Raw genomic sequence first — 25,181 nt, 5'->3', positions numbered from 1 at the left:
TCCTTTGGTGGTAGGCTACTCAAAGCAGGGTTTCATTCCCCCCAGAATGGGCCCTGCGCTTTGATTTCTAACCAGAGTCAATTTTTTCCATATCATTAGCTTTAGTTGTATAATTTAACTTTTTTATCTTCGAGACTAAATTTTAGCCCGGAAGTAATATTTACTCCTTTTAATACATTCTCCAGACTTTCATTTTTGTAAGTACCAGTGTAAACCCAACCCTTTCGAATTTTTCCAATAAGGATTAGTTCTACTCCAAACCAGTCTTCAATTTTTTTTCTACATTCCTCAAAAGAATCAGATTTAAAAACCAATACATTGTCTTTCCACCCTATTACTTCAAGACTGTCAAAATCACTTTTGTACAGATCCCCACTTTTTTCCATTATTAGCATCTCATCTGGACTTAATGCTACCTGATTACCTCTTTTATCTTTTACCATCACCTTTCCGGTCAATAAGGCTACTGATAATTTATCTTCCTCCACTTTCACATTAAATGAAGTACCTAAAACCTCAATTTTAGTATCTTCTATTAATACAGTGAAAGGTTTTCCATTTTTCTTCACTTCAAAAAATCCTTCACCAGTTAACTTTACCCATCGATCGCCACTGCCTAAGTTGGAAGGGTAAGAAATTTCACTGGAAGAATTTAAATAGACCTTACTACTATCTGCTAAAGTAATTAAGGAGCGATTTCCCGAACTTGTATTTCTCTTAATTACAAAAGATTCAGTTAATACAGGAGTAGGTGTAGTATAAAGGAAGGCGTGATAGTATCCCATCCATCCACAGAAGCCAAAAATGATCATTGCAGCTATATTCTTTAGCCAACTATTTATTGATTCTCCCTTAGTAATTTGACTTATTGTCTTTTGGTCTTTGTCTGCATTTACTATATTTTCAAAAATATCAATATAGGTGCTATCACTCATATTCTCGCCCTCCTCGTAACCGACAGACCTGATGATAGAAATAGCCTTGAATACAGTGTCTCGCTTCTCAGGATGTTCTATCAGCCATTTTTCCCAAAAATGCTGGGTATTCTTGTCAGGATTTTTTACCCAAAGGATAAAAAATTCATCTACAAGAAAATCTACTAATTCATAGTCTTTATACCTCATTATATAAGTATCACACTTTTGATTTTTCTTTCTGGTCAATTAGGTATTCCTTAAGCATGGCCATTGCCCTATACACAATTTTTCTGGCTGATTTCACGTCGCTAAACTCCATTGTTTCGGCCACTTGCTTATAACTCATGCCTTCTTCATACAATAATAATATAGCTTGACGTTGCCTACTCGTTAACTTCTGAAGGGCTTCACTTACCAATAATTTGTTTGCCAACTCGCTTTCCCTTTTTATCAATATAGATTCAGGGCAGATTGAAATTGGGAAAAATTGCTCCTTTATTTCTTCATACCTTGTTTCAGATAGCTTTTCAACCTTTAAATTCTTTACAATTTCCCTTGTTAAAATTTTAAACAAGTAAGCTTTTATACATAATACCTCTCCTAAAGTTCCTCTTCTTCTTCGTAGGTAAATGAAAATATTTTGTATACAATCTTTTATCAACTCAACATCCTTAGTAACCTGAGAACCATAATGAAACATCTTTTTGACATAGGTCCGATAAATAAAATTAAAAGCCAATTCATCCCCTTTATCAAAAGCTTTCCAAATTTCTCTATCTGATTTCTCTTTTTCCAATTCAAGAGGTTCTAGATGAAAAGATGATACCTCAGGCTGAATTGAATAATTATTCTTTTTAATTATAGATTTCATTGCTATTTAGTGGTAAAGGTTGATCGTAGTCCTCTATAAAAGAAGAGCATTAAAAGTCGAAAAACAACCCCATTAAAAAATTATTTTTTTCATAAATCAATAAAATAAATATAAATAATACATATTTTACCATTAATCAAAATTAAACCTATATATACAATAAAAATTGAAATAATATTGTGTACGTGCCCGAGTAAAATTTCTATAACTATAGAATTATTGGTAAATAATAAAAAAAACTTGACATTATGCTAAAAAAATATTAAGTCAGGAAATGCTTTTTAGAGGTTAAAGAATAACTCAATGATTTTACTATCAGACTTTTCCTTCCAAATAACAATCTTACAATTGGTAATTAAACCCACTCAGGTTATATTTTATGATCTGCAATTCAGGCAATTTTCAACTTGATCTATTTTGTAAAAGTAAAAATATCTTCATGTTTGGCCTTTTTTAAAAATTTAAAAAGATTGCTCTTGGCTTTAGCTATACTATTGATAGGCCTTTTTAGGTATTTTTATTCCAGAGGCAAAGCTGAACTATTAACTGTTGTTTTGGTATCCATTGGTATGACGACAACATCAGCAGCAATGGAAAGAAACCTTTTAAAAGATAGTAATGCTTAATAGTGTCTGCAATTGTAATGATTTATTCCTTCTAGACTCATTACTTTATGGGTCATGATGATCCCTGCCCCAACTGTATTTTACCCCGAAATATGCAATAGACAATCTATTACGTGCTGAAATCGATTCAAAATCAGCCACTTCGTTGCTGTTTTCAATTTCACCATAGCGGTGCTATGCTAAAATCTCCAAACAGCCTGATTTTCTTGCGATTGCAACACTTCCCGTAAACACGGGACAGGCTATCACGAATGCTATAAGGTCCGGGTTTACCCATGTCTTTTTCAATTTTGGATTCCCTCGCAAACCTTTAATTGCAACTCTAGACAGCACCAACATTTCATATTGATCAAACTAATCTTCCAAAATTTTATGGAATGGAGTTCTAATTTCAGCACTTATTATTACCAGTAAACCCATTAATGAAGCCTAATAAAATTAATTTGGCTATTTTGTACAACAAACACCAAATAAATATGGGATAAATAAAAATAAACCTATACTATTGGATTTAATAAGTATCAATTACCAAACAATAAGTTTTGCCCTATAATTAATAAACATGACCACAAAAGCATCAGCCTTAGGAATAGTATTTATTGCCCTTTTATTTTCACAATTAATCAGTTGCACGCATAAAAAGGAAAATACCACAATTGAAGATTACCCGGATCCAGTAAACAATCCTAGCTCCAAAATAATGCTAATGGGAGACTGGTTTGAGCACCCCCATGATATTGATTTTGATAACCTCCCCAAAATCCCTTCCGCACATGCACTAGTTAGTGACGTGACGGCGGAAGGCGTAAACCACCCAACTTTCTCGGAAGCAAAAACAAGTGGTGGTGTTAATCAACATTCCTATATCACTTTTTACGAAGGCAAGTACTGGCTGATGTGGAGCGATGGCCCTGGTGTCGAAGACAGGGTTGGGCAGGTAGTGAAATATGCTACTAGTCCAGATGGACTTAGCTGGTCTAAAACTGATTTTCTTACCTCTTACCCGGAAGGATCGGGTCCAGAATCAGAACATTACAATACCCGAACTGAAAAAGGGAAACGCTGGATTTCTCGTGGTTTCTGGCAAAGAGATGGGGAACTTCTGGCCCTGGCATCCCTTGATGAGGCAGCAGGCTTTTTTGGTCCAAGCCTGGAGCTTTGGGCTTATAAATGGAATGGTGCCTCCAATTCATGGGAAGAAAAGGGAGTAGTTTATAAAAATGCCATCAACAATTTCCCTCCAAAACTTCTGCCTACCGGAGAATGGCTAATGTCCAGAAGAGCTTATGATTATAAAGAATCCGGCATTGAATTTTTGCTTGGTGGAATTAAGGGCTTTGATCAATGGGAATCCTATCCCGTAACAGGCTCTACCGCAGAAATGGATCCTGAAGAGCCCTATTGGTGGGTGCTGCCTGACGGAAAAAACCTGATGGCACTCTTTAGAGACAATAGGAAAAGTGGCTACCTGTACAGGGCGTTCTCCATAGACAATGGACGGACATGGAGCAATCCCGTTCGAACGAATTTCCCCGATGCCCGATCAAAATTCAATGGCTTAAGATTAAACGATGGCAGGTATGTATTGGTCTCTAATCCACATCCTGAAAGAAGAGACCCTCTCACATTGGCCATTAGCGATGATGGCATGGTATTTACCAAAATGGGTTACCTGACTGGTGGCAGACACATCGATTACCCACATGTGATTGAGCAAGATGGCCATTTGCTTATTGCCTTTGCTGGATCAGTAAAGCAAAAAATAGAAGTATTAAAGGTTAAAATCACTGATCTGGATAAGCTGGAAATGCCTCCCTTGAAAAAGTAAAAGGTTATTTATTGAATTGTATAGAATGTACGATTAATCGAAAATTAATCAATTAACCTAGTTCACTTCGTTTTTAAGGTATGCGCTATATCTAAATATTAAACCCTTATTGGACATTAAAATTTAAACCATAAACGCCTTCCTTGGCGATCTGAAGCTGAAAAATAAAGGCATACATTGTTGAAAATTCCGGTTATAACCTAAAGCCTCTAATGAATACTTCAAGTTTCGCCACTTGTTAAAACTTTGATTTAAAAATGGATAGAAGAAATTTTATAAGATTAAGTTCATTAGGAACCCTAATTACGGGTAGTGGAATAGCTGCTTCATGTGTATATAAAAATGCCAATTCGGAAGGGGAAAACTTTGCTGATATTGCTGTGATAGGTGGAACACCTGCAGGAATAATGGCGGCAATTGCAGCGGCAAGAATGGGCTCTAAAGTAATCCTTACCGAATACCATTCCCACTTAGGCGGGATGACCACAAGCGGATTAGGCAAAAGTGATATAGAAAACAAAGAGGCCATTGCTGGTCTTTTTAAGGAATTCACCGAAAAGGTCCTGCAATACTATACAGGCAAATACGGAGAAAACTCCAAAGAGGTCCTCCTTTGCAAAGAAGGCTATTATTATGAACCATCGGTTGCCGAACTGGTATTTAATCAAATGATAGCGGAAGAGAAAAACATCAAGGTGCTATTCAATTACCAAATAGAAGAAGCCGAGATGAAATCTGAAAAAATTTCCAGATTAAGGTTTAAGGACCGTACCAGTGGAGACACTCGATTTCTAAAGGCTGAGGTATTTGTTGATGCTACCTATGAAGGAGATGTTTTTGCCCTTGCGGGTGCAGTTTATCGCTTGGGAAGGGAAGGAAAAGAGGAATTTAATGAAGCACATGCCGGCCATATATTCTTTGATTTCAATGAAAAAGCATTTTTGGAAGGGGGCAGTGGTGAAGAAGATAGCAGGTTGCCTGCCTACACCTATCGCTTGTGCATGACGGATGATCCAGCAAACAGCTATGTACTTACTGAACCTCCTCATGGCTATGACAGAAACAACTATGTGGAATATTTTAACGATTTAAAGGACGGAAGATTAAGTGCACCCAAAGTGTTTAAAGAAGGGCATGGTTATTATTCAGATCACTTTGATACAATGGTCCGGGTTTTTTCCTTCACCGAAATACCCAATCGAAAGTATGATGTTAACATCAATCCAAGACCATTGGGATTCCCATTTGTGGGAGAAAATTACGCTTATCCTGAAACCGACTGGGCTGCTCGAGAAAGAATATTCAAGAGACATAGAGAACTGACCCTAGGCTTGATTTACTTTGTTCAGAATGATCCGGAAATTCCGGAAGAACACAGAAACCTGGCCATGAAATACCACTTGCCCAAGGATGAATTTACAGACAATGAACACTTCCCTTGGCAATTGTATATCCGCGAGGCCAGGAGATTAAAAGGAATGTACACCCTCACCGAAAATGACGTTACCCTTCGCGAGGATGCCCAAAGAACCACGGTTTTTGAAGACACCATTATTACAGGTGAATTTCCAATTGACAGCTTTCCAGTTTCCAAAGTTCCATCAAAAGACAATAAAGTATTGGAAGGCTATATAGGGATGTATGAAATCTCTCCTTACCAGATTCCCTACAGGATTCTGGTTCCTGAAAAAGTCCTGGGATTGATTGTTCCGGTGGCGGCATCCACTACACATGTTGCCTATTCTACCGTAAGAATGGAACCCTTATGGATGGGAATTGGCCAGGTTGCAGGTATCGCTGCCCACATGTCCAGAGAATTGCAGGTAGAAATTAAGGATGTACCTGTGCTAGAACTCCAGAACATTTTAATTAAGAACCATCAAATCCTGACTTACTTTAAGGACATAGACAGGGCGGATAAAGCTTTTGATGCGGTACAGTTTTGGGGTACCAAAGGATTTTTTGATTCCTATTTGGCAAGGACACAGGAGCATTTATCAACTGAAGATTGTAAGCTGTGGCTGGGCATTTTCGAAGAAATCACCAATAATCCAGAAATCACCATCGATGCCGAGCTGAACAATAATGGCCAAGTTGTGTCAATTTCAGTCCTACAGAAAACCCTTCAAACCATGAATAAATCCGATGGAAAAAATCTTCAGCCGGAGTCCTGGTTATATGAAAAAAGAGCACTTAAATCCAACGTCCTACGAGGGGAAGCCTGCATGGCCATGTACCAATTGTATCAGGAAACTGAATTGGCTAAAGACAAAAACACTTAAACCCGAACAACATTGAGAAATCCATTTTACAAAATTCTGTAAAGCCTGAATAAATAGTAATCGGCTTTGATCCATGCGCACCACCTAATCTTACTTCTTGGAATAGGGAATGAAATATAGCGCCTGACTTTTAATTTTTCACATGATCTTCGATAACGTTTCCGTTACTATTTTTAGAATATTGTTTCTTTATTTCTCTGGTAATGACTATATAGTAAAGGGATTACCGCATACTAAGAAATTTCATTGACAGAAGGAATCCTCTTTACCATTCCAATTTTTACAACTTACTTTTGACCACAAAAGATCTTGAAAAATGAAAAATAACCGCAGAGAATTTATCAAAGTTGCCGGTATGGCTGGTGCTGGTATTGTTGTAGGTGCCAGTAGGTCAAAGGCTGAAACCCCAAAAACGCAGGTACACAAGCAATCTTTTAACATGCATGGTTATGCCGCACCAAAAATGGACAGGGTGCGGATGGGTTTAATTGGCGTGGGCAGTCGGGGTTCAGGAACATTAAACCGTTTTGCAAGTATAGAAAACGTAGACATTATTGCGCTGTGCGACATTCTTCCCGGAAATATTGAAAAAGCACTTAAGACGATAGAAGGTTATGGACACAATCCGGACACCTATACAGATGGTGAAGAAGCTTACAAAGCGCTTTGTGACCGCAATGACATAGACCTGATCTACATTGCAACCCCATGGAAGTTCCATGCTCCCATAGCCGTATATGCCATGGAAAGAGACAAGCATGTTTATACCGAATTGCCAGTAGGTATTTCCCTTGAAGAATGCTGGCAGGTGGTGGAAACTTCAGAAAGGACGAAAAAGCATTGCTTTATGGGTTGTGGGTCTTGTCATGACGGAATGGCAGCCACCATTTTAAATATGGCAAGAGATGGTTTCTTTGGGGAATTGATTCATGGCGAAGGCAATTACATTCATGATAGGGTAAATGGACCGGACAGGTGGGAGCGGGATGCCGACAATTGGTTTGGTTATCGCCCATGGCGCTTAAAGGAAAATGTAGGCAGAAATGGCAACCTTTATCCTCAACATGGTCTTGGACCAGTGGCCCAGATGATGGACCTCAATTACGGCGATCAAATGGAATACCTGGTATCTATTTCCAGTGGTGACTTTACCATGGCGCCAAAAATGAAGGAATTGGCTGAAAGTGATTCTTATTTCGAACCCTATGAGGGGCTTAAATACCGGGGAAACATGAATACAACCCTGATTCGTACTTTTAAAGGGAGAACCATCATGTTGCAACATGACATCAGTTCACCTAGACCTGGTTCCAGGTTTCAGCTAATCAGTGGTTCTAAAGGCATCTATGAAGCCCGCCCACCTAGAATTGCGATTAGTGAGGATTACATGGAAGAAAGTGAATTCAAAGCGTTGGTGGAAAAATACACCCCAAAGATGACAAGGACTTTCCAGGAAAAAGTATCACAAGCTGGTGGAATCAAGGGAAGCAGATCTTACGAAAGAGTAACGGCCAGTGATTGGCGCCTAATTGACTGTCTAAGAAATGGATTGCCTTTGGAAATGGATGTGTATGATGCAGCCTTGTGGACAGCTGTTACTCCTTTGAGTGAAGCATCAGTAGCCCAACAGGGGAAGACCATGAAAGTTCCTGACTTTACCTCAGGTGCTTGGAAAACCAATAAACGAGGCATGGATATCAGTTTAAAAGAAGGTGGAACAACCAATTTAGTATAAAGGGCTTGGTAAGGAATATTTCATGAGAAATAATAAAATCCAATCGCTATGGGTAATTTTCTTGTGCCTTTTGCTTCACTCTTCCTGTGGAGGACCAAGGGAAAAGGAAGCTATCCAAAAGCAAATGGAAAGGAATGTCATCTCAGGGAAAGAACTGTCAAAAAAACATTGCCAAAGCTGTCATTTGTATCCAGAACCATCTGAACTAGATAAAAAAACCTGGGAGCGGTCGGTATTGCCTTTGATGGGGAGGTTGTTTGGGGTTTATGAATCCGAGGTACCAAGAAGTAAAATCCTCGAAGGAGCTATTAACAGAAAGGCCGTTGAGGAAAGCAATATGTTTCCTGAAACACCTAGCATTTCCTCTGAAGATTGGCAAAAAATCAAAGATTATTATTTAGCAGAAGCGCCCGAAGTCTTGAATCAAACAATTTGGGAGGCAAATGAAATTGGCCATTTGGAAGGTTTTGAAATGGTAGAACCAGAAGAAAATGGAAAGCTCCAAAACATTACGTTCTTAAAAACAGCTCCCAATCAAAAAGGCATCTATATTGGAGGTGCTTCTGGGAAGCGAGGGTCATTGACCATTTTAAATAATGCCAACAAAATTTCTCAAATGATCCCTCTTCCTTCTGCCCCGACAGATATTGCATTTGGAAAGGATGAGCTATCCATCTCCCTGGCAGGTTCGCTTAGGCTTTCCCCGGGAAAGAACAAATTTGGAGATTTGATCACCTTGTTAAGAAATCCTGGAGAACTTCACTATTCATCTTTCAGAAAATTCTTAAGCCAACTGAACCGGCCTGTTCAAACAGTTTTTGAAGATGTGACTGACAATGGGCTTAATGATATACTTGTAGCAGAATTTGGGTATTATACCGGATCCCTTACCTTGTTTGAAAATTCAGGCAATCCGGAACACCCTTATAAAAAAACCACCTTAAAGAATGTAGCGGGAGCCATTCATGCGGTTGTAAAAGACATGAACGGAGATGGGAAAAAGGACATTGTCGCCCTCTTTGCGCAAGGAGATGAAGGGATTTCCATCTTTTACAATGAGGGAGAAGGTCAATTTACCGAAGAAAGGGTTCTCCGGTTTCCTCCTACTTATGGTTCCGTATCTTTTGATTTGGTAGATTTTAACAAGGATGGACACCTGGACATTCTTTATGGGAATGGGGACAATGGAGATTATCCTCCCATAGCAAAACCCTATCACGGGCTAAGAATATTTGAAAATGATGGGAAAAATAACTTTAAACAGGTTTATTTTTTCCCAATGAATGGAGTTAATAAATGTGCCGCAGCAGATTTTGATCAGGATGGCCAAATTGATATTGTGGCAATAGCCTATTTCCCGGACTTTAATTTATCCGGCAGGCAGGATTTCGTTTACCTAAAGCAAGAAAGCCCATATGCTTATCAGCCTAAAATTTTAAACACCAAATTGGATGCCAGGTGGATTACTTTTGAAATTGGTGATATTGATTTAGATGGAGACTTGGATTTGCTACTTGGATCTAATGGCAAATACGACAATAAAGCCAATCCTTCAGAAGAACTTAAAAAACTTAATGGCCCTATGCTAATATTACAAAATTTAGAAATACAGCACTAAATTAACATTAGGTTTCGCCACATTGGTGCCAGAAATAGGTAGAATCGCCTATTTCTGGCACCAATGAAGGGAAAAATGGCTTAAGCATTTTGTTGAGTATCCAAATCCAAGCTATGGATAAGTTCATGAATAAATGCAAGCTTTTTGCTAACTGGGGATGAAATGACAAAAGGATATGGATCTGGAAGGCCCATGCTCCTATTCAAGCTGTTTAAGGCCAAAGACAATGAAGTCCATTGATTGAGGAGCATTGAGAAATCAATATAACCGTAAGCATCCTCCGAAAATTGAGTGGAAACAATATCATGCATCCCCGTTAGTTTGGGGTTTATGGACAAGCCAAAAGCATTAGCAGTCTCCAGCGTGTCCACCATGTGCAGGTAATGTGCCCAAGACTCTGCCCAATCTTCCCATGGGTGTGCACTGGCATACGCAGAAATAAAGTTCTCCTGCCAGTTGTCTGGTGCCCCCTTACTGTAATGTGTATCCAACGCATCGGAGTAGGATATGCTTTCGTCTCCAAAAATAGACCGGAATTTTTCCAGCCAGTCCGTTTCTGCGATCAATACCTCCCAATAATAATGACCGATTTCATGTCTGAAATGCCCCAAAACAGTCCTGTAAACTTCGTCCATTTGTTTTCTAGCCATGGCACGTTCTACATCGTCAGCCTCTGCGATGTTCATGGTAATAATACCGGAAGCATGACCAGTCAACACATTTTCCTGCTGTTGACTGGCTTTAAACTCAAAACCCAGTCCTTTCCCTGAAGATTCTTCCCACGGAAAAAAGGGAAGATTCCAACGCAATAAGGCATATACCAATCTGTGTTTGGCTTGTTCGATTTTTATCCACCTTTTCTTATAAGCAGAATTAACCAAATCCGGTATAACCCTATTTAGCGAACAAGCCCTGCAAAATCGATCATTGGACGCATGGGGTATCAACCAGTTGCAGGCGTCTAGCTTATTGTTTTCGCAAAAGCGAAAGGCAACTTTGGCTTCATCCTTTGTGGTAAAATGGCCATTGGATTCTTTAAGTGCTAGCAAGTCCAAACTAATTGGATCAAAACCCAATGAGGACTGACAATGGCTACAATGGGTATTTTCAAAAAATGTCAGCTGCCGGCAATGGCCACATTGGAAAAGTTTCATGGTTAATGTTTTAGGAAATGTAAGGAATTTCAGCGATAAAAACACCTCAAGTAATTGATACCGAATAAAATCCCCCTTCATAAAAACTAACAGAAAGCAAAAAGCCGATCGATTTTTTTTTTACGCCAAATATTCAATGCCTTTTCTAATTTAGAATGGAGTCAGCCCAAAGAAATACCCTTATAGCCTTCGATTCATACCCCAGGATCTTCTAGGATTGAACCCGAAATATGCAATAGACAATCTATTACGTGCTGAAATCGCTTTAAAATCAGCCACTTCGTTGCTGTTTTCAATTTCACCATAGCGGTGCTATGCTAAAATCTCCAAACAGCCTGATTTTCTTGCGATTGCAACACTTCCCGTAAACACGGGACAGGCTATCACCCCTGACTATCTTCAGGGCGGAGAAATTCTATTACATAATCCGGGTTGAAAAGAACCAAAATACTAGAACTAAAGCTAAACTTAACCTTTACAAATTTAGCTCCAATTCGACCTTTTTTTATTTTGACCAAACCTTGTTGAGTAATACTGCAGAGGTTTCTACAATTTTGTACCCAGCCTCAGGTTCTAATCTGGTCCAACTTATAGGTGATCCGGAATATCCACCTCCTAGAAGCCCATAAATGGTAGGGCAATAACCATTGTAGCCATCCGTCATTCCCACTACGATGGTACTTTTGCCAGGGCTTCTCCTTTTGATATCCAAGCCAAACTGACTAAACAATTCACAAGGCTGGGTAACCATGGCCAAATCCCCAATCCTGATGGCGTGCACAGGTAAAATGTCAAAAGGATTCTCACCAAATGTTTCTTGTAGGTGCACCGAGCCAAATGCCATGATCATTTCCATACCTCGGATATTTTCCCCATTATCGATTCTCTTCAAAATTTCTTTAGACCTGATCAGGGTTCCAGTTTCTGGTAACCTGACACTTACCTTCAAATCATGGTACTGATGTTCCAATTTTGGGTCCGTTTGGTATTCAATATTTTTGTAAAGTCTCATTGTCTCTTTTACCACCAAATCAGTGATTTTCTTTATCTTCTCCTCATCGGATTCCGATTTTCTATCCAGCATATTGTCCATGCTGATGTCTCCTTGTGCTCCATTTAAAAATAGCACAGGAAGGTTTTGCTTAAATTCCTTTCGAAAGGTCTTTCTAACCTCTCCAGGGAAATCAGCAGAGAACACACCATCTGCATAAAAAATTGTTGGATGCGTAGTGTTATGGTACATTACCGAAATAAGGTTACCCTTTAAATCAGCGGCAAACATGGCCAGGTGTTGGGGATCATCAGGACCTTCTAAGCCAGCAAAATCAGGTCTAGTTGCATCACCGTGCATGGAATGGCTACCATCTGCCCAAGTCAACCGGCGGTTGTATCCAATTTGAACCTCACCTTCCGCCCATCCAATTTTTCCCGGTTGTGCTGCCTCAACGGCTTCTTTGGCCAATGCTACCATCCATGGCACTAAATCTTCCATATAGGCTGTATCCAAAGGCATCAGGTAATTGGTTTTCAACAAAGACGGACCTCCATGGGTATGGGTAGAGGAAATCAGGATATTTCTTGGCAAAATCCCAGTTGCAACTCCCATGGCTTCGCGTAATCGCACATTGAGGTCAGGCTCAATTCCGGCAAAATCACAACTCACCATAAGCAATTGAAAATCACCTTTTGAAAAATAAAGTCCATTGGCTTCAAGATCATCTCTGACTTCAGTGGCCTTTCTAGGTACCCCTGCTCCTTGCACCCAACTGCCCAATTCGGGAGTGATCATTTTGGTGGCAGCGCCAATTTTAAGTCCTTCAGATTGTGCTTGTGTAGGTATTGGATTATAAAAAGCCATGGTCCAAAGGGCCATAAACAATACAGTGATTCTAATCATAATTAATGGTTTTTTAGATTAAGTTTCATTTCTTCCAAAACTACCTGGTGGTCAGTATGGTCAATAACATGGCAATAATTCATTTTTTTAGGCCTTTAAGGCAATGGGATGCTATTCCTATTAACCATGTGATTTTTTAACAACTCAGACATTTGGGCGACAATGGCTTTGTTTTGGGGCTTATCGACTGTGTTTTCATTTTCATCAGGATCATTGGCTAAATCAAATAACATTTTTGATTTTAGCGTACCCTTACTGTCATAAAACTCAGTGTAGGCATGTGTTTTGGTGAGGACTGTTTCACCTCCAAGGTTTGACCTACTGTATATGGCATTTTTCCCTTCGGCCTTAGGATCGTCTAAAAGTTTTACGAAGCTTTTTCCTTGCACGTGAAGCGGTGAGTTGATACCTGCCAAGTCACAAAGCGTGGGATATAAATCCACGGTTTCCACCAATGCTTCCTGTTTTATATTGGCTGATTTCCCTGGTATTTTTAAAATAAGAGGTATCCGTATAGAAGTATTAAAATTAGCGTGTTTGCACCAAAGCGCATGTTCTCCCAATTGCCATCCATGGTCTCCCCAAAGCACCACTATGGTACTTTCATCTAGTCCAAGATTTTCCAATTCATCCAAAACCCTACCCACCTGGGAATCAACATAGCTCACACTTGCATAATATCCATGGATAAGCGCTTTGGAAAGTTCCTCCGAAAATGGGCCCTCATTGGGAATATTGGAATAGGCCCTAAGTTCACTGTAGCTATGAAGGGATTCTTTTGGTGCGTTTTTAGGAGAATAAAAATTATCCGGCAATTCAATCTCTTCCCTATCATAAAGGTCCCAATACCTTTTGGGGGCATTAAAAGGTAAGTGAGGCTTTTTAAAACCTACAGCCATAAAAAATGCTTCTCCAGAGCCTTTAAACTCCTGCAGTTTTTCCATTGCCCTGCTGGCTATTCTCCCATCTTCATAAACTACATCTTGCACTTCCGGATTTTCAAAGGCCGGCCCCCTGTTTGGTAAATTTTGATTGTTTCTGGCTTGGGTATTGTATTGCCTGTCTTCATTCAGCCTTTTAAAAATACTTATCCCTTCCTCTGATTGGTAATCCCATGCTGTTGTGGTCATGGCAGGCCGCCATACTTCAGTCCAACTGCCTTTCCCATCCTCGAAGTTATTGTAAACCTTTCCAAGTGAAACAGTCGTATAATTGTTGTTTTTGAAATGCATGGGTAAGCTTACCAATCCTGGTACATCTTGGTCCTGGGAACAGTTCCAACCATTGAAGCGATTGGGACTTCCATATAAACCTGAAAGGAGAATGGCCCTGCTTGGCCCACAAACTGGATAGTTGACATAGGCTTGTGTAAACAACTGCCCCATTCGTGCCAGCCTGTCTATATTGGGAGATTTTATATGTGCTTGATCATAGCATCCCAATTCCGGCCTTAAATCATCAACCATTAGGAAAAGTATATTCGGTTGATGCAAAGGTTTATTTGTCGATTGTCCATGAGATTCAAGGAATAACCCACTAATAAGTAGAATGAAGATAATCTGTCTTTTCAACATGGCAATCGGAGGAATTTATTAAATGGCTGGAAGAATGACATATAGAAAGGTTCAAAGTATTCTCGCAAAGTAAAGGAGAAATTAAGCTGTACTATTTTAAGTAAGCCCTAAAGAAAGAAAACAAGAAAAGTATTTTACCATGGCTAAAACAGACCTAACAGCAATCATTTCATTAGCTTACTTAAATCCAATGAGCGAATTATTGTAGTAGGAAAATTGCCCTCGTGGTTATAAAGCACAAGGGCAATTTTCCATAACCTTTCTCCATCATTGAATTTGATTAGGGAATTTACTTCCTACTAAATTTCATTGGGAACAGCAAAGGGTTCTCTGTATACCCTAGAGAGCAAAGTATCTGCTTCCGGATCGTTAGCAAACTTCTCATAATCGCCCATAAACTTTAGTTCGCGTTTGACTCGGTAAGAAATATTGGCCAATAAAGGCAAGGCTGTCGAATAAAAACCTTCTCGCATATCACATTGGAGCATGGTATTGTCACCGGAACGGATTGCTTCAATATAGTTGGAAAAGAGGCTTGCTTTTTGTTCCACTCCGCCTTCTTTGGAACTCGCAAAAGGTTTTGTGTCGCGATGATGGAAAGCCCTCCAGGAATTGCCGCTGATTTCTAACCATCCATCTTCTCCATAAAAAAGGTTTCCCACTTCCTTGCCATCACTTCCTTCATGGTTGGTATACCTTCCACGGGCTTCATATTCAAGCATGGTTCCATCGGCATATTTAAACAAGCCAGTTTGTATATTTGGCGTTTCCTGACCTGATTTGTCATGGCCATAAGTATTCACGTCTCCATAAACCCTTGTGCCAGGGGTACAGTTTTCAGCTTCACAATCATCCTTTTTAAAGCCATAAATTCCTCCCATAGAATAGATGGTTTCCGGGTGTTCATTTTTCTGAAGTCCCCATCGGGCGATATCCAATTGATGGGTTCCAGTATTGCCAGAGTCACCATTTCCCGTATCCCAGTACCAATGCCAATTGTAGTGACTTCTCTTCTCATTGTAAGGACGGTAGGTAGCTGGTCCCAGCCATTGGTTGTAATGGAAACCAGCAGGAGGTGTGCCATTGGCCCCTGTACCATAAGAATTTCTGAATTTATAAGTAAGGACCCTAGCCATGTATAACTTGCCAATACCTCCTTCATGCAAAAATTGCATCGCATCTCTTACGTTATTGTAAGAACGGTTAGTTAATCCAACCTGCACTGTCAATCCACTTTTCTGAGCTGCCTGAATCATTTTCCTTCCTTCCCATATATTATGTGAGGCAGGTTTTTCTACATACACATGTTTCCCAGCCTGACAAGCCCAAATTGAAGCCAGGGCATGCCAATGATTTGGCGTTGCAATGGAAACTGCATCTACTTCCTTGTTATCCAACACTTTTCTTAAATCCCATTCCAATTCTGGTTTAACACCAGTTTTGTCGCTTACTATTTTTGATTTGGCATCAAAAAGATTTTCATCTGTATCACAAAGTACCTTCAAAATCACATTGTGACTGTCTTTCAGGCTGCAATAGTTATTAATGTGTACGGTACCTTGATTTCTGATACCAATCTGGGCTAAATTAATACGCTCATTTGAACCGATAATGGCCCCATAACTTTTGGCACTAAAAGCCATTGCACCTATGGAAATCCCTGCTGAACCTAAAGTTGCTTTCTTTATAAACTCTCTTCGTTTTGTCATGTTGAAATTGTATAAGAAATGGATAAGCAGGATATTAATCATTTATTTTAATTTAATAAAATAAAAACTTGATTTTTTAGCTTCTAATAGGTGATTATGCATAATCTACCGGCCAAACAGTAGTATAATATTAGCCTATTCCCACTTCCCACGATAACATTTACTTTTGAGATTAAACAAATAATTTATTGGCCTTACTTTCTGTAAACCAAACCATAAGATTAATGCAAAAAATGAAAAATATTGCTCTATCATTTAATTGACCTTTTCGGTAAAAGCCCATTTTTAAGGTTTATAAAAATTTAAACAACTTTTTTTGCAGGTAAACAAAATTTTCGATTGATGTCTTTTTTTTATACATTTAGTGCCTTTTGTAAAAACAGAACTATTCGATAGAAAACATCAAAAGAAGCAACAAATAACCCCTAATCTAAAATAATAATGCATAAAACATTTCTAAATCAAATGCCTACCCTAATCAAAAAAGTTTTTTTTGGTGGGCTGATCTTCTGCATCGCTTTGCTCAGCCAAAGCTGTAAAAAAGAAGTGCAGAAAAAACCGTTTTCACTAGATGAGAAATATTATTCAGAAAAAACCCAACTCTATTTACCCAATGATTTAGAGGCTACCCTTTGGGCCGAATCGCCTCAGTTTTTCAATCCTACCAACATGGATGTGGATGCTAAAGGAAGAATTTGGGTCACAGAAGCACTCAACTACCGTTTGTTCCGCAATGATCCGGGAAAATTCAAACACCACGAAGAAGGCGACAGAGTAGTAATTCTGGAGGATAAAGATGGAGATGGAGTAGCAGAAAGCTCTAAGGTATTTGTTCAGGACAAGGACCTGACAGCCCCTTTGGGAATCTCTGTAATTGGTGACAAGGTGATCGTTTCAAGTGGTCCTTCCGTCATAATATATACAGACTCGGACGGTGATGACAAGCCAGATAATAAAGAAGTGTTTTTGACAGGTTTCGGAGGTTTTGACCATGACCATGGATTGCACGCTATGATGGCAGGACCTGATGGAAAGTATTATTTTAATGCAGGCAATGCCGGACCTCATATAGTAACGGATAAAAGTGGCTGGACCTTGCGATCAGGTAGCCTTTACAATGGCGGGTCTCCTCATATGATAGACAACGAACCTGGCATGGTCAGTGACGATGGCAAAATGTGGGTTGGCGGCATTGCTATGCGGATCAATCCGGATGGCACCGGCCTTAAAGTTTTGGGCCATAACTTTAGGAATTCTTACGAATTGGCTTTGGACTCTTACGGCAATATGTGGCAGAATGACAATGATGATGATGGCAATAAAGGCGTTCGTGTTTCATGGCTGATGGAAGGTGGAAACATGGGGTATTTCAATACTGATGGTTCCAGAAAATGGCAGGCAGACCGTCGTCCAGGACAGACCACAGCAATGGCGCATTGGCATCAAGAAGATCCTGGAGTAATCCCATTTGGAGACAATACGGGATCAGGTTCACCTACAGGCATTACTTTTTATGAAAGTGATTTATTGGGTGAAAAATACCAAGGAACATTATTCGCAAGTGAGGCCGGTAGAAATGTAATATTGGCTTACAAACCAGAGCCTACCGGTGCTGGATTTGCATTAAACCGACATAATTTAATCACATCTCTAAAAGAAGAAGAGGTTGAAGATGCTAAAAGCCGGGCAACGGACGCTGACAAAACCAAATGGTTTCGTCCAAGTGATGTTGTTGTAGGAACAGATGGGGCAATCTATGTTGCCGATTGGTACGATGGAATGGTGGGTGGCCACCGAATGATTGATAGCACCGGTTACGGAAGGATTTACCGCATTACCCCAAAGGGAAAGAATCTTCCTAAACCTACCATCGACCTTTCCACTACCCAAGGACAAATAGCAGCATTGAAAAATCCGGCTGTCAACGTGCGTAATGCTGGCTTTGCATTACTGGCAAAACAAGGCAGTCAGGCCGTTGAAGAAGTAAAAGCAGTATTAAAGGATAAAAACCCTTACCATCAGGCTAGAGCCATTTGGCTATTGTCTAATATGGGCAGTGAAGGCATTCAAGCCGTGGAAAACCAATTGGAAGCAGACAATCCTGACTTACGATTAACTGCTTTCAGGGCTTTAAGGCAGGTAAAAACGGATATCTTACCTTATGCTAGTAAATTAAGCTCAGATCCATCTGCAGCAGTGCGTAGGGAAGTAGCTGTGGCCATGCGGGACATGCCTATGAACGAGGTTAAAGCTATTTTAATTGAATTGGCTTCCCATCACGACGGAGAAGACCGGTATTATGTGGAAGCGCTTGGTTTGGCCATGGAAGGAAAGGAAGAAGAGATCTATACTGCCCTAAATCAGGAATTGGGAGCTGAACCCCTCGACTGGAATCCAGGGTTTGAAGACCTCACTTGGCGTTTACATCCAAAGCAAGCTATTAGCGGATTAAAAGACAGGGCCATGTCTGAACAATTATCAGATGCTCAACGCAAAAAAGCTGTCACGGCCCTTGGATTTATCAATGACCAAAAGGCAGTAAATGCCATGCAGGAAATTGCGGCCACAAATATAGCAGATGTTAAAGACCAAGCTTTATGGTGGCTGAGGTACCGAAGAAACAATGATTGGAACGAATTCGCCATTGACATCCCTGAGTTGAAGGCCAATCTCAGTCCGGAGATCCAAAAGGAGATGTTAACTTTTAAGTCCGTAATTGAGAGCAAAAGTAGCCCTGAAGCAGAAAAGATAAAGGCAGCTAAAGCCATGGCAAAAGATAAAACCGGAGGAATGATGTTAATTGGTTTGGCAGAGAAAGAGGGACTTTCAGACAAATTGAAATCCGAAATCAGTTCGGTGATTTTCCAAAATCCAGAGCAAGCCATCCGTGTTTTGGCCGGAGATTACTTTTCTAACCCTGCTGAATCCAGCCCATTGGCAGTGGCAGATATCACCGCCTTGAAAGGAGATGCAACCAAAGGAAAGCAGGTTTATTTAGGCAAATGTGCTACCTGCCATCAAATTGGTGAGGAAGGCCGAAATATTGGACCTAATTTGAGCATGATTGGTGCCAAGCTTGATCAAAACGGACTGTTGGATGCCATCACTAATCCGAGTGCCGGAGTAGCATTTGGTTATGAAATGTGGCTAATCACCTTAAAAGATGGAACGGTAGCTTATGGTTTCTTACAAGCAGATGGCCCAATTGTGGTATTGGAAGGTTTGCAAAATGAAGTTTACAATATACAAGCCAGTGATATTGCTTCAAGGAAAAGATTTGGAACCAGCATTATGCCGAAACCTTCTGATTTAAAAATGAATGAAGCAGATATTTCAAACCTTACCGCATATTTGGTAGGCTTAAATTCTGAGACCAATTAATTTTTAAAATCCCTAGACCTTAACAGGTTAATCAAAAAAATCACCAATCTTTCTAAAAGTCAAATGACCTTGGAAAGATTGGTGATTTTTATTTGTTGTCTATTCTAAAATAGACAAATGAAAACTTATTGCAATCTATTTAAACCCGAAATATGCAATAGACAATCTATTACGTGCTGAAATCGCTTTAAAATCAGGCACTTTGTTGCTGTTTTCAATTTCACCATAGCGATGCTATGCTAAAATCTCCAAACAGCCTGATTTTCTTGCGATTGCAACACTTCCCGTAAACACGGGACAGGCTTCACCCCTGACTATTGTTAGGACGGAGAAATTCTATTGCATAATCCGGGTTTAAAGGCTTATTTATCGGATTTTATCATACTACACCTTTCAGAAATAAACCTTAAAAAGGGGCCTGAAACTGGCCAGCCCCCTTTTGTAAGATGCAGTCTTTTTCCAAGATTAACCAAAACATTTTGATTGAATAAAGCTTGTTTTTATCCTAAGTCCATGTCATCCCTAATCAATACCCAGGGTTTTGCACCAATTCTGGATTGATGTCAATTTCTGATTGTGGAAATGGAAATAAATAATGTTTGTTTGGGTCAAAACTTCTATTTAATTGAGACGATGGTTCCACCAAAGTAGGAATATACACCTCTGCTGTTTTCCACCTTTTAATGTCCCGGTACCTCATACCTTCAAAAGCAAATTCCACTCTTCTTTCGTTCCTTATTCTCTCCCGCATTTCTTCTTTGCTAAGTCCGCTTGGTAAGGGTGGCATATTCACACCTTCTCTCATTCTCACCCTATTCACAGCTTCATAAACTTCGGGAGTTGGTCCGCTTATTTCATTGGTAGCTTCAGCATAATTCATCAATACTTCTGCAAAGCGGATAAGGATCACGTCATGATCACTTTTGGTAGAATAATCAATCGGGAGGGTTTCAATATCCCCTCCCTTGGCAGGCATCAAACCTGTCATGGAAACACCATTGTATGCAAACTCAACGACCTCCCCAGATTCCTTTACTGCAGGATCCAGAAAATTCCGCATGGTCTGTCCCAATCGGGGATCCCTGTTTTCTTTCCAATTGTCAGCATCATAAAGCGGAGATTCTGAGATGGGTAAACCATCAACGCATTCAAATGCATTCCTCAACTCTTGTCTGGGGTTCCATATGCCATGCCATAATATTCTTATATCCTGCTGGCTGGAATTGTCAGGATTTAGGTACCTGGTAGAAAAAATCACCTCTTCATTGTTATTCTGGCCTTTGGAAATGAACATGTCTCCCCATTTCCCCTGATACAATGAGAATTGTCCATCATCCATCACTTGTTTGGCAGCAGCTGCTGCTGCTGACCAATCGTTTTGGTGCAACAATACCCTGCTTTTTAATGACAAAGCTGTTCCTTTAACTGCATGACCACCTGTACTGTAATCCGTATTAGGAAGATTTTCGATAGCGAAATCCAAATCTGTAATTACCTGATCTATTACCTGATCATAGGAACTTTGTTTAACTTTCGCTTCTTCAGCTGATACTGGGCTGGTATACAAAGGGACTCCCCCATAAAAGTCAGCCAGATTGAAATAAAACAAGGCCCTGAGAAACCGAACTTCTCCTTTGTATCTGGTGACTGTGGAAGGCGGCATATCTACCCTATCAATATTGTCCAGAAAATAATTGCAAGAAGCTATTCCCCTGTAGCAATCATTGTATATATTGGCCAACAGCCCGCCTGAGGTGGACTCCATTATTCCCATGGCAAAAGTACCTGTAGAGGATGCTCCTAGACTCTGGCCTCCTTCATTGGCATCCCCTGCCATGATATCAAGTGAGTAAATCCCTTCATAATTGAAGCTATTGACATTCAATCTAGAATAACAACCCGCTAAGGCCATGTCAGCATCATTCTGCGTTTTCCAAAAGGTTGGGCCTGATATTTCAGTGGTTGGATTTCTATCTAGAAACTCCGCACAGGAGTAAAAGGCCAAAGAAACACTTACAAACAATAAGGCCTTAATATGATTTTTGATTATCTTTTTCATGTTGATAAGGTTTATTAAAGTTTGACTTTTAATCCTAAAGTATAACTGGTAATCTGAGGGTAGGCTTGAAACCAATTGGTATTGGCCCTCTCAGGGTCGGAACCTGGCCAATCCGTAATGGTAAACAAGTTGTCTCCAGATATATAAAGCCTGGCAAATTCTAGCCCTATTCCCTGCAATAAGCTAGAAGGTAAATTATAGCCCACAGCGAGGTTTTTTAGTCTGAGATATGAGGCATCCAACAACCAGTAGGAATTCCTAGTCCCTGTCACAGGAGCATATCCTGAAATATACATGGCAGGATGAGCATTGGTTGAGCCTTCCCCGGTCCACATATTGTTAATAAAATCTATGGGAGGAGGAGATCCCTGAATATAAGGAACCAATCCCCAAGTCAATCCCTGAGTACTTTGCTTGTAACCTTCTACTCCTTGAAAGAATGCATTTAAATCAAAATTTTTCCAGGATAAATTAATAGAGGTTCCGTAATAGAATTTAGGATAAGCCCCATCCATCACTACTCGGTCTTCTGCATTGATAACGCCATCATTGTTTTGGTCTTTAAATTTCAAATCCCCAGGTTTTGGATTAAACTGATGTGTAGGGCTATTGGCAATTTCTTCCTCATTTTGGAATATTCCTATCCATTCCACCATGTAGTGAGAGTTAAAAGGCAGGCCTTCCTGAATGGTATAATTCCCATACACAGGAGACAATATTCTTAATACTTCATTTTTATACGTCGAGAAATTAACACTCAGGTCGTAACTGAAATCTCCAAATTGTTTTCTAGACCCAAGTTCTACCTCGATGCCGGTATTTCTCATTTTACCGTAGTTTACCGTAGGAGGAGAAAGCCCAACACTAGCAGGAATAGGCACATTGTACAAAATATCATCTGTGACCTTATCAAACCAATCAAAGGTAACATGAATCAATCCTTCCTTTAAAGTCAAATCAAAACCAATATCTGTCATCGTAGTGGTCTCCCAGCGTAGGGATGGATCCACCAAACGATTTAAAACTGCGCCTGGATAGGCTGTATTAAAGGCATAGGAGGTGGTTGACAATACTTCTTGATAAGGATAAAGACCAATATTCTGATTTCCCAACTGGCCCCAAGAAGCCCTGATCTTAAAATTCTCCACCCAGTCACTTTGCATTAAAAAAGGCTCTTGAGAAATTCTCCATCCAGCAGAAACAGATGGAAAGAATCCCCATCTATTTTTCTGTGTAATTCGGGAGGTTCCATCATACCTGGCATTGGCTTCTACCAGGTATTTTTCTTTATAATCATACATTGCCCTTCCAAAAAAGGACATTATGCTCCACTCACTTGAACTTCCTCCCGTACTTTGATCCAGAGGCGCTCCGGCATCCAACTCTTTAAGATCATTGGTAGGAAAATGAACCCTGCTACCTCTCAATTGCCTACTTAGGTTGTATTCCTGATTGTAACCTCCTAGTATATTGACATTGTGAACATCGTTAAATATTTTTTTATAATTCAAAGTAGAGTATAAGGTAGTCCACATGCTTGAGTACCAATTTTCCCTCACCCCCAATTGCCAGGTGGAATTATTGTGTGCATATGCCCCATCCTTAAAGAAATAATTGTCTACAGGGTTTTCATGATTTTTATATGCCCTGGAATCATAGGTTACGGCTCCTTTAGTATACCATGTCAGGTTTTTCACAGGTGTGATCTCTGCATAAAACTGAGGCAAAACGTTCATATTAATATCTGTCTGAATGCCACTAACATTTTGCGCATCCGGGTTCCGTACGGTCCACTCTCCTATATTTGAACTGTACCTGGCCACATATCCTGTAGAACCATCTGCTAAGGTCATTGTAGGCGTGTAATTAGGTGCTGCACCATAAATTGCCAAGACCTGGTAATCCACGTTTCCATTGTCCCAATTACTACGCTGTATGTCTTTATTGACCAGCTGAATGTCACCTCCAACCTTTAACCAATCGTTTATTTTGGTGTCGACAGTTAACCTGGCATTGTATTTCTTAAACTCATAAAGACTGGTAATTCCAGGCTGGTCAAAGTAACCTAGCGAAAGTCCAACGGATGTTTTTTCATTACCTCCACTTATTCTGACAGAATGCATTTGGGCAACAGCAGAATTAAATGAATGGTCCACCCAGTCAAAATTGGGGTAATTTATAGGGTCATTGGGATTGTTTCTGAAAGCATCAATTTCCTGTTGCGTAAAATATGGGGTTTGACCACTTCGTGCTCTACCTTGGTTCCAATACATCATATAGTCGGCAGAATTACTTAGTAACTCAGGCAATCTGGTAGCAGTATGCGCCTGCACATTGCTATGGATTTCTACAGACAATTCTCCAGCACTACCCCTTTTTGTAGTAATTAAAATCACCCCATTGGCAGCCCTCGCTCCATAGATCGCACTGGAAGCGGCATCTTTTAGAACTGAAATGGATTCAATATCATTCGGGTCAATATTTGTCATATCACCCGCAATGCCATTGATCAAAACAAGCGGCTCACTTCCTGCGGCACTAAAAGTTCCCAAACCTCTTATTCTCAAGGCATTGTTCTCACTTCCTGGTTTACCCGAATGGGAAGAAACTTGTAGGCCTGATACTTTTCCTTGTAGCAAACCGGCTACATTATTTAATGGCCTTTTGATGATTTCGTCCCCTCCCACTGTAGCAACAGCACCTGTCATATTGGCTTTTTTCTGGGTGCCATATCCTACTACTATCACTTCATCAAGATTAGCCATATCTTCTTCCAAAATCAAATCGATAATGGACTGATTTGTAAGTAGTACATTTTGGGATTTAAAACCGATAAAGGAAAAAACCAATGTACCCCCCTCTTCAACATCAATCGAATACTTCCCTTCTAGATCGGTGACTGTACCCACATTGGTGCCAAGAACAGTGATGGTGACTCCCGGAATTGGTTCACCGTTCGAATCCTTCACCTGACCAATAATCTTTTTGAAGGCTTTGTCTACCTTTTTTTCAATCCTCAAATTGTCAATTAACCGAAAGGCCTTTTCTTCTTTAGAGGATGCTGGCAGCACATTATCAAAAAGCACTAGGTAATTTTTCGTGGCACTAATTGTGGGGTTGATAAGTGGAAACGAAATGTCAGCATTCGCTTCTTTAAAATTATTATTTGCTATTTCAATTCCAGATGATCCTGGATGGGCGAATAATTGAGAACCTATTATCAAGGGAATCAATAAGGCATAGAACAGCCTAAGTAGTACTTTTTTCATACGAAAGGTTAATTTTGGGTTATTAATTAAGTGAATTCAAAAGCTCAAATGGAAAATTGGACACCTTCGAATTACGCAATCCTGAAATTAGAAACAGGAAATGCTGCCACGCTTTCATATCCATATTAGATCCATTTGAAATCTGGCTAACTTGTATTTGTCTTTTTCATACAATTGAGGTTTGGGTAAATCAGAAATAGGCAATAGGCAATCTATTACGAGCTGAAATCGCTTCAGAATACCCAATCGTTGCTGTTTTCA

At 39.9% G+C, this 25,181-nt stretch carries 14 protein-coding genes; 6 read left to right on the top strand and 8 right to left on the bottom strand.

All coding sequences use genetic code 11. The features are described from left to right. Nucleotides 1-101: 101 nt before the first annotated feature. Both CA2015_RS18375 and CA2015_RS18370 read right to left on the bottom strand, forming a co-directional pair. Nucleotides 102-1,124 carry a FecR family protein gene (locus tag CA2015_RS18375; protein ID WP_048643218.1) on the bottom strand — a complete coding sequence of 341 codons (1,023 nt, stop codon included), beginning with the start codon at nt 1,122-1,124 and terminating at the stop codon, nt 102-104. Between the two features lie 10 nt (nt 1,125-1,134). Beyond that, complete coding sequence (locus tag CA2015_RS18370) at nt 1,135-1,788, bottom strand: RNA polymerase sigma factor (protein WP_053086708.1); 654 nt, start codon at nt 1,786-1,788, stop codon at nt 1,135-1,137. A gap of 476 nt (nt 1,789-2,264) precedes the next feature. On the opposite strand from CA2015_RS18370, the gene CA2015_RS18365 reads away from it, so the two are divergent. The 5 genes from CA2015_RS18365 (at nt 2,265) to CA2015_RS18345 (ending at nt 9,877) form a co-directional block, all read left to right on the top strand. Then, nucleotides 2,265-2,414 carry a hypothetical protein gene (locus tag CA2015_RS18365; RefSeq protein ID WP_157470543.1) on the top strand — a complete coding sequence of 50 codons (150 nt, stop codon included), beginning with the start codon at nt 2,265-2,267 and terminating at the stop codon, nt 2,412-2,414. 562 nt (nt 2,415-2,976) lie between these two features. Beyond that, entirely contained in the window at nt 2,977-4,242 is a 1,266-nt protein-coding gene (locus CA2015_RS18360; RefSeq protein ID WP_240477838.1) for an exo-alpha-sialidase, read from the top strand. Nucleotides 4,243-4,499: 257 nt separating this feature from the next. Then, nucleotides 4,500-6,524, top strand: a complete 2,025-nt coding sequence (locus CA2015_RS18355; protein ID WP_048643215.1) for an FAD-dependent oxidoreductase — start codon at nt 4,500-4,502, stop codon at nt 6,522-6,524. A 316-nt stretch (nt 6,525-6,840) separates the two neighbouring features. Next, entirely contained in the window at nt 6,841-8,259 is a 1,419-nt protein-coding gene (locus CA2015_RS18350) for a Gfo/Idh/MocA family protein (protein WP_048643214.1), read from the top strand. A gap of 22 nt (nt 8,260-8,281) precedes the next feature. Beyond that, the gene (locus CA2015_RS18345) at nt 8,282-9,877 is read left to right on the top strand and encodes an FG-GAP repeat domain-containing protein (RefSeq protein WP_048643213.1); all 1,596 of its coding nucleotides are present in this window, start codon (nt 8,282-8,284) and stop codon (nt 9,875-9,877) included. An 80-nt stretch (nt 9,878-9,957) separates the two neighbouring features. On the opposite strand, the gene CA2015_RS18340 is transcribed toward CA2015_RS18345, so the two are convergent. The 4 genes from CA2015_RS18340 to CA2015_RS18325 form a co-directional block, all read right to left on the bottom strand. Next, the gene (locus CA2015_RS18340) at nt 9,958-11,031 is read right to left on the bottom strand and encodes a zinc-binding metallopeptidase family protein (RefSeq protein WP_048644613.1); all 1,074 of its coding nucleotides are present in this window, start codon (nt 11,029-11,031) and stop codon (nt 9,958-9,960) included. Between the two features lie 505 nt (nt 11,032-11,536). After that, on the bottom strand, nt 11,537-12,928 hold the full coding sequence (locus CA2015_RS18335) for a hypothetical protein (RefSeq protein WP_048643212.1): 1,392 nt from the start codon (nt 12,926-12,928) through the stop codon (nt 11,537-11,539). Between the two features lie 95 nt (nt 12,929-13,023). Next, nucleotides 13,024-14,502: a sulfatase gene (locus tag CA2015_RS18330; protein ID WP_048643211.1), complete on the bottom strand. Its 1,479-nt coding sequence runs from the start codon at nt 14,500-14,502 to the stop codon at nt 13,024-13,026. Nucleotides 14,503-14,801: 299 nt separating this feature from the next. Next, nucleotides 14,802-16,211: a Gfo/Idh/MocA family protein gene (locus CA2015_RS18325; protein ID WP_048644612.1), complete on the bottom strand. Its 1,410-nt coding sequence runs from the start codon at nt 16,209-16,211 to the stop codon at nt 14,802-14,804. A 441-nt stretch (nt 16,212-16,652) separates the two neighbouring features. On the opposite strand from CA2015_RS18325, the gene CA2015_RS18320 reads away from it, so the two are divergent. Further along, nucleotides 16,653-19,592 (top strand): PVC-type heme-binding CxxCH protein, encoded by a 2,940-nt coding sequence (locus CA2015_RS18320; RefSeq protein WP_048643210.1) that lies wholly within the window; start codon nt 16,653-16,655, stop codon nt 19,590-19,592. Between the two features lie 526 nt (nt 19,593-20,118). Here the strand turns inward: CA2015_RS18320 and CA2015_RS18315 are convergent. Further along, entirely contained in the window at nt 20,119-21,651 is a 1,533-nt protein-coding gene (locus CA2015_RS18315; protein ID WP_048643209.1) for a RagB/SusD family nutrient uptake outer membrane protein, read from the bottom strand. Nucleotides 21,652-21,665: 14 nt separating this feature from the next. Beyond that, nucleotides 21,666-24,920 (bottom strand): SusC/RagA family TonB-linked outer membrane protein, encoded by a 3,255-nt coding sequence (locus CA2015_RS18310; protein ID WP_048643208.1) that lies wholly within the window; start codon nt 24,918-24,920, stop codon nt 21,666-21,668. Nucleotides 24,921-25,181: the final 261 nt, after the last annotated feature.

Origin of the sequence: Cyclobacterium amurskyense, assembly GCF_001050135.1 — a bacterium.
In the GTDB taxonomy this organism is placed as follows: domain Bacteria; phylum Bacteroidota; class Bacteroidia; order Cytophagales; family Cyclobacteriaceae; genus Cyclobacterium; species Cyclobacterium amurskyense.
Note: the sequence above shows the minus strand (reverse complement) of the source record. Positions and strands in the feature narration are given on the sequence as shown.

Excerpts from the sequence above, each read along its gene's own strand:
- CA2015_RS18375 (WP_048643218.1), bottom strand. The coding sequence starts at position 1,124 with ATGAGGTATAAAGACTATGAATTAGTAGATTTTCTTGTAGATGAATTT.
- CA2015_RS18370 (WP_053086708.1), bottom strand. The coding sequence starts at position 1,788 with ATGAAATCTATAATTAAAAAGAATAATTATTCAATTCAGCCTGAGGTA.
- CA2015_RS18360 (WP_240477838.1), top strand. The coding sequence starts at position 2,977 with ATGACCACAAAAGCATCAGCCTTAGGAATAGTATTTATTGCCCTTTTA.
- CA2015_RS18355 (WP_048643215.1), top strand. The coding sequence starts at position 4,500 with ATGGATAGAAGAAATTTTATAAGATTAAGTTCATTAGGAACCCTAATT.
- CA2015_RS18350 (WP_048643214.1), top strand. The coding sequence starts at position 6,841 with ATGAAAAATAACCGCAGAGAATTTATCAAAGTTGCCGGTATGGCTGGT.
- CA2015_RS18345 (WP_048643213.1), top strand. The coding sequence starts at position 8,282 with ATGAGAAATAATAAAATCCAATCGCTATGGGTAATTTTCTTGTGCCTT.
- CA2015_RS18340 (WP_048644613.1), bottom strand. The coding sequence starts at position 11,031 with ATGAAACTTTTCCAATGTGGCCATTGCCGGCAGCTGACATTTTTTGAA.
- CA2015_RS18335 (WP_048643212.1), bottom strand. The coding sequence starts at position 12,928 with ATGATTAGAATCACTGTATTGTTTATGGCCCTTTGGACCATGGCTTTT.
- CA2015_RS18330 (WP_048643211.1), bottom strand. The coding sequence starts at position 14,502 with ATGTTGAAAAGACAGATTATCTTCATTCTACTTATTAGTGGGTTATTC.
- CA2015_RS18325 (WP_048644612.1), bottom strand. The coding sequence starts at position 16,211 with ATGACAAAACGAAGAGAGTTTATAAAGAAAGCAACTTTAGGTTCAGCA.
- CA2015_RS18320 (WP_048643210.1), top strand. The coding sequence starts at position 16,653 with ATGCATAAAACATTTCTAAATCAAATGCCTACCCTAATCAAAAAAGTT.
- CA2015_RS18315 (WP_048643209.1), bottom strand. The coding sequence starts at position 21,651 with ATGAAAAAGATAATCAAAAATCATATTAAGGCCTTATTGTTTGTAAGT.
- CA2015_RS18310 (WP_048643208.1), bottom strand. The coding sequence starts at position 24,920 with ATGAAAAAAGTACTACTTAGGCTGTTCTATGCCTTATTGATTCCCTTG.